This is a genomic window from Rhizobacter sp. LjRoot28, assembly GCF_964253025.1.
Taxonomy (GTDB): Bacteria; Pseudomonadota; Gammaproteobacteria; order Burkholderiales; family Burkholderiaceae_C; genus Rhizobacter.
This window is the reverse complement of record NZ_CAXUQC020000001.1, coordinates 1132317-1147184: the sequence shown is the minus strand read 5'-3', so window position 1 is coordinate 1147184 and position 14868 is coordinate 1132317. Positions and strand designations below refer to the sequence as shown.

The window sequence follows — 14868 nt, the reverse complement described above, 5'->3', positions numbered from 1 at the left end:
CCACTCCCGGAGCCCGCCATGCCGCCTCGCCTCACCGCCCAGGATTTCGACCAGGAACTCCTCATCCTCTTCGACGCCTATGTGCACGGCGATCTCGATCGGCGGGGGTTCCTCGACAAGGCCCGACGTTTCGCCAAGGCCGGTGTCACCGCCGCCGGCCTGCTGGCGGCCTTGAGTCCGGACTTCGCGCGGGGCGAGCAGGTCAAGGCCGATGACAAGCGACTGACAACTGAACGGCTCACGGCCCCGACCCCATCGGGCACGGGCGGCATCCGTGGCTACCTGGCGCGGCCGCGTGCCGCCGCAGACCGGCGCCTGCCCGCCGTGCTGGTCATCCACGAGAACCGCGGCCTCAATCCGCACATCGAGGACGTGACCCGCCGCATGGCCCTCGAGGGCTTCATGGCGTTCGCGCCCGATGCCCTCACGCCACTGGGCGGGTATCCCGGTGACGAGGACAAGGCTCGAGCGGCCTTTGCCACGCTTGACCAGGGCAAGACGCGCGAGGACTTCGTCGCGGCCGCCGCATGGCTCGACGCCCGCCCGGACAGCAACGGCAAGCTCGGCGCCGTGGGCTTCTGCTACGGCGGGGGCATGGCGCACTGGCTCGCGACGCAGCCGCAGGCCCTGGAAGCAGCCGTCCCGTTCTACGGCAACAGCCCGGCGCCCGAGCAGGCGGCTTCGGTGAAGGCGCCATTGCTGGTGCACCTGGCGGCCGTCGACGAGCGCATCAACGCCGCCTGGCCGGCCTATGAGGCCGCCCTGAAAGCTGCCGGCGTGCGCTACGAGGTGCACCAGTACCCGGGCACGCAGCACGGCTTCAACAACGACACCACGCCCCGCTACGACGCCGAGGCGGCTGCCGTTGCCTGGGAGCGCACCATCAGCTTCCTCAAGCGCCACCTGGCCTGACGGCGTTCCGCCGCGTTGCAGGGCGAGGCACCGGGTGCGGCGTTTGCCCTGGAGGCGGACCACTTTCCAGGAGCCCTCATGACCGCCCGCCCACCCCTGCGCTACAGCCCTTCGCTCGAGGTGCCCGAGGACGACGAAGCCGGCACCACGGCCGAACTGATCGAAACGCTGCTCGACATCTCCCGCAAGACCTACGAGGACGGCGGGCACGGGCTGCGCAGCGTGCATGCCAAGAGCCATGCCCTGTTGCGCGGACAACTCGTCGTCGCGTCCGACCTGCCGCCGCCGCTGGCGCAGGGGCTCTTCGCCCACCCGGGCAGCATCGACGCGGTGGTGCGCATCTCGACCACGCCGGGCGACGTGCTGGACGACAGCGTCTCCACGCCACGCGGCCTGGCGCTCAAGGTGATCGGCGTGCAGGGCGAGCAGCTCTCGGGCAACCCGGCCGACACCACCCAGGACTTCGTGCTGGTCAACAGCCAAACGTTCCTGTCGCCGACGGCCAAGAGCTTCCTGCAGGGCTTGAAGCTCCTCGCCGCGACGACCGACCGCGGGCCGGGACTGAAGAAGGTGCTCTCGGCCGCCCTGCGGGGCGCCGAACGTCTGGTCGAGGCGACCGGCCATGAGAGCGGCGCCATCAAGGCCTTCGGCGGCCACCCCGAAACGCATCCACTGGGGGAGACGTACCACAGCCAGGCGGCGATCCGCTACGGGGACCATGTCGCCAAGGTGTCGCTCAGCCCCCGCTCCGACCACCTCACCGCGCTGGCCCATGCCACGCTCGACGTGAGCGGCCATCCCGACGGCTTGCGCGAGGCGATGGTGGCCTTCTTCGCGGCGCACCCGATGAGCGAGTGGGACCTGCGCGTGCAACTGAATACCGACCTCGAGAAGATGCCCATCGAGAACGCCAGCATCGCCTGGCCCGACGACCTGAGCCCGCACGTTCCGGTCGCCACCTTGCGTGTGCCGAACCAGGTGGCCTGGAGCGAAGCCCGGTCGGCCACCGTCGACGACGGCATGTCGTTCAGCCCGTGGCACGGGCTCGTCGCGCACCAGCCACTGGGTGTGATCATGCGGGTGCGGCGGCGCGCCTATGAGGCGTCGGCGGCCCACCGCGCGCAGCGCAACGGGCGGTCGGTGGGTGAGCCGCGGTCCCTTGACGGCTTTCCCGACTAGACGCTTGCGGGAGACGTCAGGCCGATGAGGGCCCGCGCGACGGCCAACGTGAACCGGCACCACGGTCCGGTGCGCATTGCCCGGTGGGCGGGCCGCGCTCAGTTCAGACGCGGTCCCCGAGGCAGCCCCTGCTCGTCATAGGCGCGTCGGCGTGCCATCCAGGCGTACAGCCACGCGACCAGAGGAAGGCCCGCGAGGCCGGCGAGCCAGAGGCGATGCCGCTCGATGACGGTGCGCAGGGTGCCCGACGACGGTGTGTCCGAGACGGTGGCATCGGCGGACGTGCGCGACTGCGTAGCTTCGCCAGGCGGCACGGGCGGTTCGCTCGTCGAAGATGGCCGGCTCGGCTCGACGCTCGCCGACCGCCCAGGCTCGGGCGTCGCGACGACCGCCGCAGGATGCTCGGCTGGGCGCGCGCCTTCCTTGCCGACGGCCACCCGTGATATCGGAGCGGAGGCCGCCGCCGGAACAATCGCAGCCGCACCTGCCATCTCCGCCCGGGCCGGCTTCGTCGCGGTGGACGATGCCCCCTGCGAAGAAGATCCCGTCGGAGCAGGCGTTGGAGTTGGAACCGGAGCCGGGGCCAACGTCGCGCCATCCAGCACGATCGGCGCGCTGCCGCGCCGGAACAGCACCTTCCAGGCCCCCCCGCCGCAGGTGCCGATGACCTTGACGCCGGGCGGCACGGCCGCGGCCGCCGGAACGGCGTCCATCACGTAGCTGCCCGGGCCGCCGGAGATGCGCTGCGCGAGACGGGCCTTCAAGTCCTCGCAGGCGCCGACTTGGGCGGCAGCGGGCGAGCTGGCGAGCAGCAAGCCGGTGGCCGCGGCAAGCGCCAGAAGGGCAGGACGGACGGCAGGGTCGAAGGCAGGGAAAAACGTCGAAGTCACGCGCACGGCCGGGCTCGCAGGGTAAAGCGGGTTCTACACATCGTTGCCCTGCATTTTCCGGCCGGACTCACCGCTGTCGCGTAGAGATTGACCCACCCCGCCCGAGTGGGTGTGGCGTCGACGGCACGGGCGTGCAGACGGGCCGCGCGACGGGCGAATCCAAGGTAGGCGAAAATACCGGCTGTCGCGCCTCCGGACGCAACGGCCTTCCGCCCTTCCCTCGACCGCAACGAACCCGACGCTCCCATGCCTGCATACCGTTCCAAGACCTCCACCGCCGGCCGCAACATGGCTGGTGCCCGTTCGCTGTGGCGTGCCACCGGCATGAAGGACGAGGACTTCAGCAAGCCCATCATCGCGGTCGTGAACTCCTTCACGCAGTTCGTGCCGGGCCACGTCCACCTGAAGGACATGGGTCAGCTGGTGGCGCGCGAGATCGAGGCGGCCGGCGGGGTGGCCAAGGAATTCAACACCATCGCGGTGGACGACGGCATCGCCATGGGGCATGACGGCATGCTGTACTCGCTGCCGAGCCGGGACATCATTGCCGACTCGGTCGAGTACATGGTCAACGCGCACTGCGCCGACGCCATGGTGTGCATCTCCAACTGCGACAAGATCACCCCGGGGATGCTGATGGCCGCCATGCGGCTCAACATTCCCGTCGTCTTCGTGTCAGGTGGCCCGATGGAAGCCGGCAAGACCAAGCTGGGTGTCGTGAAGCTCGACCTGATCGACGCGATGGTGATGGCCGCCGACCCCAATGTGTCGGACGAGGAAGTGGCAGAAGTCGAGCGCTCGGCCTGCCCCACCTGCGGCTCGTGCTCGGGCATGTTCACCGCCAACTCGATGAACTGCCTCACCGAAGCCATGGGCCTTTCGCTGCCCGGCAACGGCACGGTCGTCGCGACGCACGCCGACCGCGAGCAGCTCTTCAAGCGCGCCGGCCACCTCATCGTCGACCTGGCCAAGCGCTACTACGACCGGGACGACGCGAGCGTGCTGCCCCGCGCCATCGGCATGAAGGCCTTCGAGAACGCCATCACGCTCGACATCGCGATGGGCGGCTCGACCAACACCATCCTTCACCTGCTGGCCATCGCCCAGGAAGCCGAGATCGACTTCACCATGAAGGACATCGACCGCCTCTCGCGCGTGGTGCCCCAGCTCTGCAAGGTGGCCCCCAACACCCAGAAGTACCACATCGAGGACGTGCACCGTGCCGGCGGCATCATGGCCATCCTCGGTGAACTCGACCGCGCCGGCAAGCTGCACACCGACGTGCCGACGGTCCACACGCGCACGCTGAAGGACGCCCTCGACCAGTGGGACGTCAAGCGCACCGAAGCTCCGGAAGTGCAGAAGTTCTATCGCGCAGGCCCCGCCGGCAAGCCGACCCAGATCGCCTTCAGCCAGTCCACCCGCTGGCCCAGCCTCGACACCGATCGTGCCGAAGGCTGCATCCGCTCGGTCGAGCATGCGTTCTCCCAGGAGGGCGGCCTGGCCGTGCTGACGGGCAACATCGCGCTCAACGGCTGCGTCGTGAAGACCGCCGGCGTCGACGACAACCTGATGGTGTTCGAAGGCCCGGCCCACGTCACCGAATCGCAGGACGAGGCGGTGGCCGACATCCTGGCCGACAAGGTCAAGGCCGGCGACATCGTCATCGTGCGCTACGAAGGCCCCAAGGGCGGCCCCGGCATGCAGGAGATGCTCTACCCCACCTCGTACATCAAGTCCAAGGGCCTTGGCAAGGCCTGCGCCCTGCTGACCGACGGGCGCTTCTCGGGCGGCACCTCGGGCCTCTCCATCGGCCACGCCTCGCCGGAGGCCGCGGCGGGCGGCGCCATCGGCCTCGTGCGCAACGGCGACCGCATTCGCATCGACATCCCCAACCGCAGCATCAACGTGCTGGTCTCCGACGAGGAGCTGGCGCGCCGTCGCGCCGAGCAGGACCGCCTCGGCTGGAAGCCGGCGCAGCCGCGCAAGCGCAAGGTGTCGGCCGCGCTGAAGGCCTACGCCAAGTTGGTGATGTCGGCCGACAAGGGCGCGGTGCGCGACTTGTCGCAGCTCGAGGACTGAGCCTTAGGTTCCGGTGCGCGGGCCGCCGCTACGCGCGGCTCGCCCCGCCCTGCAACGCGCCGCGGCGTCGCCGCGCGTGCACCACGCCGCCGACGCCCAAGGCGAGCATCAGCACCGTGGCCGGCTCCGGAACCGGGGCGGCCACGCCAGGCAGGTATGACCTGGACCAGTCCATGCCGTCGTGGATCGGGACTTCGTAGTCGACCGGTCGCCCCGCAGCATCCACGACGCTGGAGATGCCACCCCAGTACATGGCCGGGTCCGTCTCGACCCGCGCACTTGCCGTCCCCTGGGAATGGGTTCGCGCGAGAAGCGACATTCTGAACCATGCGCCCTCCCCGAGCAGCATGGGCACAACCTGTGATGTCAACTGACCCGTGACTTCGTGGCGAAGCGAGTCGTTGAAAGTGCCGCTGGCGTTGTACTCGTGCACTTCGTCAGTCCAGTTCCATTCGAGCACCGAGCCACTGGTGAGCGTGAACATGTAGAACCGGAAGCCCAGGTGCGTCGTCGCGATGGACATCTCATCAAACTCGCTCACGGGTGGTTCGACCGTCTCGAGTTCGGTGTGGGCGGCGACCTTGGGTGCCTCGAACGTGACGAAGACCTGCTCGCCCCGTCGCGAAGGATCTTTGCTCTGTATGGAAAGGCTGCTTTCGACGGAGACGCCCGCGAGTGCCTCTGCGTACCCATCGGCAGTGTCCGTTGACGCCCTGACCTGCCAGGTGCCGGGGTCGATCCGTGAATCCGCTTGGCTGGACCCCTGCATGGTGCGGGGCGGATCGCCAGGGACGGTGATGGATGCGTTGCTCTGACAACTGCTCGCCGTCTCGCTGCGGGGCCCACGCTCGTCCTCCTCGAACACCGTGCAGACGGTGCCCGTCTGCAACTGGGCGGAAGCGGAAGCACCGACCAGCAGCAAGACGTGAACGAGCGCTAAGCGCGTCGGTACGGCCTTCGAACGGATGGGCATGGCAGTCTCCTGCAGGCGGCAAGTTCAATCAACATAGAAGACGAACCACTCGCTCGCCACCCCTACCTTGCGATCTCGCCTCTCGCTCCCATCCCGCGGTGCAGCGCGCGATCCACCTTCACTGCCCAGGCGCGGGACGGTTCAAACCCGCCGTCCTTGCGGTGAAGGTTGGCGTTGGCAACGCACCAGATGACCCGCAAGGCACACGCAGCCGATCGCCATCAGCCACACGGTGGAGGCCTCCGGCACAGGCCCCGCAATCGCATTCAGCATGAACAGCCGTCGCTCGCCGCCTTGCGTTCCCCATCCGGCGATGTCACCGTCATCGCTCAGGTCGGTGAAGGCGAGGTCGCTCCAACCTTGCGGCACGTCCACGGCCGCCAGGATGTCGAGCAACCCACCACCCGGTGTGTGGAGGAACGAGCGGCTCTCGTAAGGCACACCGGGACCGCCCGTGAAGGCCTCAAGCAGGACCTCGCCCCGGTCATTGAAGTCACGCAGATTGGCAAAAGGCAGGTCGGGCGGCTGAGTCACGTCGACCCGCGACCCGTCGCGCGCGAAGACGGCGACCCGCTCCTCGTAGCGCCAGCCGGCATCCACCGCGATATCGCCGCGTTCGTTGATGAGCGCTCGGTTGATGCCGTAGGCGTAGTCCTGGCCGAAGGGGGTGACCTGCCCGGACGCAAGATCCACCCGGAACTGGCCCTGTCCATAGGTGCCGAAGATCGCTTCGCCACGATCGTTGATGTCCCACGGGAGCGCGTTCCCGTCGGCGACGCCGAACGTGCGCAGCCCTTGCCCAGGTGCGGCAACGAACATCCGGCTGGACTCGCCGCCCGGGTCGCCCAGCCAGCCGATCACCGCGCCGGAAGCGTTGATCGCCGAGGCGTGGCTGGGCTGGTCAGCGGGCAGGCCGGCAACGGGTTCGTTCAGCCCCTGTCCGACCCGCCAGGCGCGGCCCTGCCATTGGCCCACGACACCGTGGGTCTCATCGAAGTCCGCCGCCAGGAAATCGTCCGGCAGCGGCAGGTGTCCGGACGCCGTGCCATCGGGCGCGATGACACCCGCCACCTGGCCCTGCGGCCCTTGCCAGACGCCGGCCAGCCCACCGGAGGGGGTGAATCCCACGAGCAACGACAGGTCCCCGAAAGCGGCGGGCTCGACGACCGCTTCGAAGGCGAACCGGGGCGCAGCGTTCCCCATGGCGGCGCTGGCCGCGACGGACAGCGCCAGTCCGAGGCCCAGGGTCAGCCGCCGGAGTCCGTGCCTCATGTCCGGCTCCCGGGGCGGACGCGCATGGCCAGGGCGGCAGCGCCCACCATCACCAGCAGCATGCTTGCCGGCTCCGGCACGGGCGTCGCGATGGCGTTCAGCACGAACAAGCGCTGCTCGCCCTCATGCACGCCCCACCCCGCGATGTCGCCCGCATCGTTGAGCTTGAACGGCAGCAGTGTCGACCAGCCGGCGCGGGACGCGGGATCGATCAGCGCGTCCAATGCGAACGTGCCCTCACCCGGCAGGTTGAGAAAGCCGGCCATCGTGCCTTGTCCGTCCTCGCCGGGCAGGTAGCTGCGCCCGAGCACCCACCCCGGGTCGTTGAAGTCGAGCAGCGTGTGGCCCTGTCCGCCATTCACGCCCCCCACGTCGGTCAATGCCCCATCGCGCCACACATGCACCCGCTCCCAGGAACCGAACTCACCGACTTCCTGGAACGCGATGTCTCCCACATCATTGAGCCAGGCGCGGCCATCGAGCCGCGCGTCCAATGCGAGCTCCGTCGTGCTGCCGGTACGGGTGTCGTGCAGCCAGTAGGGCTGGCCCGGAATGCCGGCCGCGACCAGCACCATGTCGCGCTCGTTCACGTCGACCGCCAGACCACCGGGCACAGGGATGTAGTTGACGCCCTGCTCCGGTGTGTACCAGTACGGCCCGGCGCCATCTCGCTGCCCGACGACCATGCCGTGGTCATTGACGGCATAGGCATACGACGAAAATCCAAAGAGGCCCGGCACGGGTCCACCGGTGCCGCTCGCACCGAACACATGGGCCAGGCCGTCGTAGACGCCGGCGACCTGTCCCTGCTCGTTGAGGTCGTAGCCGATGCGCAGTGCCGGACCGGGATCGATCGACACGAGGCCCGAGCCCGGTGTGTAGAGATTGAGCGAGCCGAATCCCACCTCGTTGCGCGACATGGTCAGGATCTGGCCGCGGTCGTTGAAGCCATCGACCGTGTACAGGCTGTAGCCCGGCAGCGCTGCGGGGCCCCGCAACGCCTCGAGCGTGAAACGCGGCGCCGCCTGCGCTCCAGCGGCGGCTACCAGGGCCAGTCCGCCGAGCGCGATGCGCCTGCGGGCGCGCAGCGCCAGGCCAAGCAAGCCGGCCCCGAACAACGCCAGGCTGTCAGGCTCGGGTACCGGCGCCGCCACGGCGTCCAGCACGAAGAATCGGTACTCGTCCCCGAACCGGCCGATGCCGACGAGGTCGCCCTGGTCGTTCAGAGCCTCCAGCGAGAGCTGGGTCCAGCCGTCGGGCACGGCAGTCGACGCAAACGGGTTGGCCGTGCCCTCGCCGGGCGTATAGACGAACGAGGCCATGTCGAACGGGATGCCGGGACCGCCATTGAACGAGGAACCGAGGACCTGGCCGCGGTTGTTCAAGTCTTGCGCGAATTGGTATGAATGTCCGGGCAGTCCCGCGAGGGCACTGAAGCTGCCGTCGGCCCGGACGATGCCCGCGCTGGGGAACCGGCTGCCGATCGTGACGGCCACATCGCCGGCATCGTTCAGGATGGCGGCCGTGAACGCCGTCTGGTCCGCTGTGCGCACCTGGGTCGTGGTCCCGCTGGCCAGGTCGTGGCGGTAGACCTCGAAGGCCGGACCTCCCGGACCGCCGACGAGCACTTCGCCCCGGTTGTTGATGTCGCTTGGCAAGCCCAGGCCGCCGAGGTCGAGCGTCTCGGGTGTCTCGCCCGGCCGTGCGATCCAGGGACGCGAATCCGCGTGGCCGACCACCACGCCCGCATCGTTGACCCCCGTGGCCGCACCATCGGCGCCCGCCGCCAAGCCGCCGAACGCGGCCGCGCCCGGCGCGAAGCGCCACGCGCGTGGGTCCTCCCAGTGGCCGAGGCTTCCAACCACGTGGCCCGAGGCATTCATGCCGTGCAGATCGAGCCCTCCCGAGGAAGCGGGCCCGATGGCCGCATGGCCGCTGCCGGGTGTGAAGAGCGCCGCCACGTATTGCTCGGGCTCACCGGGTTCGAACCACACGGTGGCCACCTGGCCGGCGTCATTGAAGCCGCCGATGCGCCACGGGATGAGGCCCTCGCGCGCCGGAAGCGGCTCGAAGCGGTAGCGAGGTTCGGCGTGCGCCGCGGCGGCCATGCCGGCGCATGCGCACAGCATCAAGATGCAGGACCGGATGCCCATCTCGTCCTCCCTCGCCACGCGTGTCGGCGGCGACCACGTACTGTAGGCCTGCTGCAAACCGCTGAGGGCCAGCGACCTCGCGACGCTCAGGGTCACCGTCGGACCTGCGCCGCTCGGCCCGGCTCGCCGGCCCGGGCGTACGGTGAACCCTGTCGGGAAGTGCCTTGCGCGGTGAATCAGAGAATTCTCGGCTCAGCGCAAATCCCCGCCCCGACCTTGCGCTGACATCGCCGATAGACTGCGCTGCATGGCTCAATGGATCGTCGGCATCATCGAACAGTACGGCTACTTCGCGGTGGCTGCCCTCATGCTGCTGGAGAACGTGTTCCCGCCGGTCCCCTCCGAACTCATCATGCCTTTCGCCGGCTTCGTGTCATCGCGGGGCGACTTGTCGCCGGTCGGCGTCGTGTTGGCCGGCACGCTGGGCTCGCTGCTGGGCACCCTGCCCTGGTACTGGGCAGGCCGCAAGATCGGGCACGAGCGATTGAAGGCGTGGGCCGCCCGGCGCGGCCGCTGGCTTGCCGTCGAGCCGGCCGAGATCGACCGTGCCCATCACTGGTTCCAGGGACGGGGCGCTGCCGCCGTCTTCTTCGGCCGGCTGGTGCCCGCCCTGCGCAGCGTGATTTCGGCACCGGCCGGCGTGGCCGAAATGCCGCTGCCGCGCTTTCTTCTCTGGTCCGCCTTCGGTTCGTTGATCTGGGTCTCCGCATTGACCTGGGGCGGTCATGCCTTGGCCGATCAGTACGAACTCGTGATGCGGTGGGTCGAACCGGTGACGCGGGTCGTGCTGGTCGGGGGACTCATCGTCTACCTGTGGCGGGTGTGGCGGTTCAAGCCCCAACGCTGAAGCAGGCAACGCGTGGGCATGGTACCGGGTCGTCAACCTCAGAACGACGTCCGAAGGCTCATCGTCAGGTGGCGAGGCTCGCCGAACGTGTTGTAGGCGTTGGCCGTGCCGATGCGGGCGTAGTACGTTCGGTCGAACAGATTGTGGACGCTGAGTGCGAGCGTGGCGTCCTTGCTCAACCGATAGCCCGCCTGTGCCTGCACGACGGCGTAGCCGCCTTGGTCCCTTACCCCAGGTGCTCCCGTCCCGACCATGCCGCTCGACACGTCAAGCCCTGCGCCAATGGAGAGTGCCGAGTCGGGCACCCTGAATCGGCCATAGAGCTTGATCGCGTGTCGGGGCTCGAAGGGACTCAGCGTCGCGCCCTTGAGCGTGGCGTGTTCCAGGTACCGCGAATCAACTCGCGCATAGCCTGCCTGCAGGTCCAGTCCGACGAACGGGCTGCCGCTCACTTCAGCTTCCCAGCCCTGCACCTGCGCCTTGCCGGCCTGGATGAAGCTGCCCGGATTGCTGCCGTCCGCGAACGCCCGGTTCCGGTCCTGGCCGCGGTAGGCCGCGACCGACCACTGCAGGCGGCCCCCACGCGCTTCACCCTTGAATCCTATCTCGACCTGGTGACCGATTCGCGGGTCCAGGGTGCGGCCCGTCACGTCGCGCTGGGTCTGCGGGAGAAAGATCTCCGAGTAGCTGCCATAGGCCGTGACGGTCGGGGTGAGCTGCTGGATCAAGCCGGCGAAAGGCGTGACCTCACCGGTCTCCTGCGCACCCGCCGACCAGTTGGGGGTCGGTGCAGCCGGAGCGCCACTGCGCGAGCGGACTTCAAAATCGCTCGTCCTCGCACCCAACACCACGGTCGTGGCGTCGGCCACGGCCCAGCGCAGCAAGCCGTAGAAGCCGCTCTGCCGCGTCTCTTCGCGGCTGCGGCGAATGAAGGGCGGGATCGAAGGCTCCGGCACACGGTCGGGATCGAGGATCGGGATGTTCTCGATGCTGCGGCTTTCGCCGTAGAAGGTGTCGCTCACGTAGCGCTCGCGGTTCCATCCGGCGGTCACTGTGTGACGCCGCGCGAAGACCTCGACACTGCCGTTCACATGAACGTCGAGGGCGGTCCGGCTTGATTCGCTGTCCCAACCTCGTACGGCGTAGGTTGCCGTGCCCTGAGCGTTGATGCCGGTCGTGGGATAGGCGTCCCGAAAACCCCAGCCCTGCGTCTGGCGGCTGGCACGTGCGCGGAGCTGCCAGTCACGCGTCCAGCGATGGTCCACTTCGACCGTTGCCATCGTGGTCACGGTGTCATGGCGCGTCCATCCAGGATACGGGTTGGTGGAGCGAGGGACGTCGAGGAACCTGTCATCGGTCCGCGCCGGCAGCCCTGCGAACGGGCTGGACTGGTCGTCCTGGTGGGCGCCGTACACCGACACGGTGGTGTCGGGTGCCACATCGGCATCGAGCGTCGCGTACACCATGCCCTTGCGGCTCGAAGCGCGGTCGTAGTGGAACCGCCGCTCGTGTCCGGCCGTCACCAGCCGCGTGCGCACACTGCCGCCTTCATTGACCGGCCCGCCAACCTCCGCTTCCAGCCGATGGTTCTCCCATCGTCCCGTCGACAAGGTGGCCGAACCGCCAAAGGACTCGCGCCCTCTGCGACGGACGAAGTTGGCGGTGCCGCTGGGCTGGCCCGAGCCCTTGAAGCCGCCCGCGGGTCCGCGAAGGACTTCGACCCGGTCGAACATGGCGAGGTCGAACTGCTTGGTCGCGTTCAGCCCCCCGTAGACGGGGATGCCATCGAGGCTCGATTCGAGCAGGTAGCCCCGGGAGCGGATCTGGTTGGTGGCGCCGTCCCACGGGGTCACCGTCACGCCCGTCACCTGAGCCAGCGCTTGATCGACCGACACCAACCCTTGGTCGACGATTCTCTGCCGCGTGATGACACTGACCGAGCTTGGAATCTCCTTCACGGGCGTGGGCGCCTTCGCGCCGACCGTGGCGGCTCGGGTCGCATAGCCCGGTTGCCCTTCGGTCGTGGGATCGAGGGTCGGCGGGGCGATCACGGTGATGGGCGGGAGCAACGATTCAGGCGGCACTTCAGCCGCCTCGGCATGGGCCGTGCTGAAGGCGATCGAGGCGGCCAGCAGGCTCAGCCGTTGCCACGCGCCGCAAGACGCCCGGTCTTCAAGAATCACCATGTCGTTTAATGCTATTGAGAATCCAACCGCATTATGACGTCTGGCGCTTGAGATTTCGACGTGGTCGTCGTCGACAAGCGTTGGGGTGCCGCGTTGCGCCGTCCGCCATGACGGACGTCGCCACGCACAGCAGCCAGGAACCATGGGTTGCAGCTGTGCGTGGGCGCGTCCGCTCCCGCGGACCGCCCCTCCAAACCGCGCAAACGATCAGACGGCCGGCGTCGCGTCCTGCAGCTTGAAGACCGCCATGGCGTGGACGACTTGCTGCGCCTGAACGCGAAGGCTCTCTGCCGCGGCCGCACTCTCCTCGACCAACGCCGCGTTCTGCTGCGTCGTGCGGTCCATCTCGTTGACGGCCTGGCCGACCTGCTCCACCCCGCTGCGCTGCTCGTCGGTGGCCGAGCGGATCTCGGCGACGATCTCGCTCACGCGGTGAATGGCTGCCACGACCTCGGCCATGGTCGCGCCCGCCTGACCGGCCAGCGCGCTGCCCTGCTCCACCCGCTCGACGCTCGTGGCGATCAGGCTCTTGATCTCCTTGGCGGCCTGCGCCGAGCGCTGGGCCAGCGAACGGACCTCGGAGGCCACGACGGCGAAGCCGCGCCCCTGCTCGCCCGCACGGGCCGCTTCGACTGCGGCGTTCAGTGCCAGGATGTTGGTCTGAAAGGCGATGCCATCGATCACGCCGATGATGTCTGCAATGCGCTTGGAGCTGTCGTCGATGCCCTTCATCGTGCCCACCACCTGGCTCACCACCGCGCCGCCGCGCGCCGCCACGTCGCTCGCGCCTTGGGCAAGCGCGTTGGCTTCGCGGGCGTGGTCCGCGTTCTGGCGCACGGTCGAGCCGAGCTGCTGCATCGAGGCCGCGGTCTCCTCGATCGCGCTGGCCTGCCGCTCGGTGCGCTCGCTCAAGTCGCTGTTGCCCTGGGCGATCTGGGCACTGGCCACGGCCACGCTGTCGGCATTGCGGCGCACACCGTCGAGTGACGCCAGCAGCATGGTGCGGAAGTGCTCCATCGCGTCCATCAACTGCCCGATCTCGTCCCGGCTCTGCGACACGAGCGGCCGGCTGAGGTCACCTTCGGCCAGCTGCGTGAGCCGGGCCTGCAGGTCCGCCACGGGGCGCGAGATGAGCCGGTTCGATACCACCACGATCACGCCGGCCAGTGCGACCAGCGCGAGACCCACGGCCAGCCACAGCAGGCGCAACACGCCGGCCGCTTCGGCGGTGATCTCCTGCGCCGGCACCTCGGCCACCACGGCCCAGTTCCACGCCTTGTTGCGGGCAAACACGCGGCGCACCTTGCCTGCGGCCGTGGAGACGGTTGCGTCGCCTGCGTCTTCCGCTTGCAGCAACTTCAGGAGGGCCTGTTCCTCGTCGCTGCCCTTGGCGAGCGACTGTTCGCGGTCGGTCCCGAAGACAGTGCCCAGGCTCGCGCCAGGGCGCAGCTCGACGGTGTACAGGCGACCGGACTCGAACAGCGCGCGCGCCTGCATCGACGTGCGCAGCTGGGCCAGATCGTCCGCCATCGGCACGCCGACGTAGAGCACGCCGATCGTCCGGCCGCCTTCACGGATGGGTTCATACACGTGCATGTAGGTCTTGCCGAAGAGCGCAAAGCGGTCGACGCGGGTCCGACCGTCGACCATGTCCTGGTAGGCGGGAGACTGCTTGCCGAGGAAGGTGCCGAGCGCGCGACTGCCATCCTCCTTCTTGACCGAGGTCGTGATGCGCTGGAAGTCGTCGCCCACCCGGGCGAACACCGTGGCCACCGAGCCGGTGCTGGTGGTGAAGCGGTCCACGATGTCGAAGTCACCGTTCAGTGCCTCACCGCCATGCAGCAGCTGCGAGGCGGCCTGGCCCTCCGCGTTCTCGCGCTCGACGAGCTGGAACTCCTGCGGCAGGGCCGACTTGAAGATGCCGAAGTCGCGCAAGGCCGACTTGCGATACGCCGCATCGGACGTGGTGAGCAGCATGGAAGCCGTGTCTACCGCGGCGACGATCTGGCGTTCGCCAGACGCCTCGGCCTGACGCCACAAGGTGAGGCTGACGAAGCCGATCGCGACGAGCAGGACGATGGCCGTGGCGCCGATGGCGCTGGCCTGCAACTTGAGGCCGATGGAGCGAAAGGAAAATGGAATCATGGAAAAGGACCTGAAGTCATGAGGAACGGCCGCCCGGTCCGCTGCGGCATGGCCGAACCATCGACCGATCCGTCGGTTCCTTGAGCTAAAACAAAGGGTTAACCCTAGGAAGTCGATGGATGTGCGAAATGCGTCACGAGCACTTGGTCGCCGCTCATGATGAATGCGCCCTTCGTCTTCCTCGGGTGGAATGGTCGACCGCCGATGAGGATCTGCCGCCCACCGTCGG

10 protein-coding genes are annotated in these 14868 nt (G+C 68.5%); 4 read left to right on the top strand and 6 right to left on the bottom strand.

All coding sequences use genetic code 11. From position 1 onward, the window contains the following. Nucleotides 1-18: 18 nt before the first annotated feature. Together ACSQ2F_RS05430 and ACSQ2F_RS05425 are read left to right on the top strand one after the other, a co-directional pair. Nucleotides 19-912, top strand: coding sequence for a dienelactone hydrolase family protein (locus ACSQ2F_RS05430; protein WP_436020561.1), 894 nt, complete (start codon nt 19-21; stop codon nt 910-912). 78 nt (nt 913-990) lie between these two features. Further along, nucleotides 991-2091, top strand: a complete 1101-nt coding sequence (locus tag ACSQ2F_RS05425) for a catalase family protein (protein WP_436020559.1) — start codon at nt 991-993, stop codon at nt 2089-2091. Between the two features lie 98 nt (nt 2092-2189). Here ACSQ2F_RS05425 and ACSQ2F_RS05420 read toward each other — a convergent pair whose 3' ends face one another. Beyond that, nucleotides 2190-2981, bottom strand: a complete 792-nt coding sequence (locus ACSQ2F_RS05420) for a DUF1161 domain-containing protein (protein ID WP_436020557.1) — start codon at nt 2979-2981, stop codon at nt 2190-2192. Between the two features lie 246 nt (nt 2982-3227). On the opposite strand from ACSQ2F_RS05420, the gene ilvD reads away from it, so the two are divergent. Then, nucleotides 3228-5063, top strand: a complete 1836-nt coding sequence (gene ilvD / locus ACSQ2F_RS05415; protein ID WP_436020555.1) for a dihydroxy-acid dehydratase — start codon at nt 3228-3230, stop codon at nt 5061-5063. A 28-nt stretch (nt 5064-5091) separates the two neighbouring features. Here the strand turns inward: ilvD and ACSQ2F_RS05410 are convergent, their stop codons facing one another. The 3 genes from ACSQ2F_RS05410 to ACSQ2F_RS05400 form a co-directional block, all read right to left on the bottom strand. Continuing rightward, nucleotides 5092-6036 (bottom strand): PEP-CTERM sorting domain-containing protein, encoded by a 945-nt coding sequence (locus tag ACSQ2F_RS05410; protein WP_436020553.1) that lies wholly within the window; start codon nt 6034-6036, stop codon nt 5092-5094. Between the two features lie 141 nt (nt 6037-6177). After that, nucleotides 6178-7308, bottom strand: a complete 1131-nt coding sequence (locus ACSQ2F_RS05405; protein WP_436020551.1) for a hypothetical protein — start codon at nt 7306-7308, stop codon at nt 6178-6180. Continuing rightward, nucleotides 7305-9461 (bottom strand): PEP-CTERM sorting domain-containing protein, encoded by a 2157-nt coding sequence (locus ACSQ2F_RS05400; protein ID WP_436020549.1) that lies wholly within the window; start codon nt 9459-9461, stop codon nt 7305-7307. Before ACSQ2F_RS05400 ends, ACSQ2F_RS05405 begins: the two co-directional genes overlap by 4 nt. Before the next feature lie 247 nt (nt 9462-9708). On the opposite strand from ACSQ2F_RS05400, the gene ACSQ2F_RS05395 reads away from it, so the two are divergent. After that, nucleotides 9709-10308, top strand: coding sequence for a DedA family protein (locus ACSQ2F_RS05395; RefSeq protein ID WP_436020547.1), 600 nt, complete (start codon nt 9709-9711; stop codon nt 10306-10308). Between the two features lie 38 nt (nt 10309-10346). Here the strand turns inward: ACSQ2F_RS05395 and ACSQ2F_RS05390 are convergent, their stop codons facing one another. Both ACSQ2F_RS05390 and ACSQ2F_RS05385 read right to left on the bottom strand, forming a co-directional pair. Next, entirely contained in the window at nt 10347-12494 is a 2148-nt protein-coding gene (locus ACSQ2F_RS05390; protein WP_436020545.1) for a TonB-dependent siderophore receptor, read from the bottom strand. A 207-nt stretch (nt 12495-12701) separates the two neighbouring features. Then, nucleotides 12702-14639, bottom strand: a complete 1938-nt coding sequence (locus ACSQ2F_RS05385) for a Cache 3/Cache 2 fusion domain-containing protein (RefSeq protein ID WP_436020543.1) — start codon at nt 14637-14639, stop codon at nt 12702-12704. Nucleotides 14640-14868: the final 229 nt, after the last annotated feature.

Coding starts and splice junctions, on each gene's coding strand:
- ACSQ2F_RS05385 (WP_436020543.1), bottom strand. CDS start 14,639: ATGATTCCATTTTCCTTTCGCTCCATCGGCCTCAAGTTGCAGGCCAGC.
- ACSQ2F_RS05430 (WP_436020561.1), top strand. CDS start 19: ATGCCGCCTCGCCTCACCGCCCAGGATTTCGACCAGGAACTCCTCATC.
- ACSQ2F_RS05390 (WP_436020545.1), bottom strand. CDS start 12,494: ATGGTGATTCTTGAAGACCGGGCGTCTTGCGGCGCGTGGCAACGGCTG.
- ACSQ2F_RS05395 (WP_436020547.1), top strand. CDS start 9,709: ATGGCTCAATGGATCGTCGGCATCATCGAACAGTACGGCTACTTCGCG.
- ACSQ2F_RS05425 (WP_436020559.1), top strand. CDS start 991: ATGACCGCCCGCCCACCCCTGCGCTACAGCCCTTCGCTCGAGGTGCCC.
- ACSQ2F_RS05400 (WP_436020549.1), bottom strand. CDS start 9,461: ATGGGCATCCGGTCCTGCATCTTGATGCTGTGCGCATGCGCCGGCATG.
- ACSQ2F_RS05405 (WP_436020551.1), bottom strand. CDS start 7,308: ATGAGGCACGGACTCCGGCGGCTGACCCTGGGCCTCGGACTGGCGCTG.
- ilvD (WP_436020555.1), top strand. CDS start 3,228: ATGCCTGCATACCGTTCCAAGACCTCCACCGCCGGCCGCAACATGGCT.
- ACSQ2F_RS05410 (WP_436020553.1), bottom strand. CDS start 6,036: ATGCCCATCCGTTCGAAGGCCGTACCGACGCGCTTAGCGCTCGTTCAC.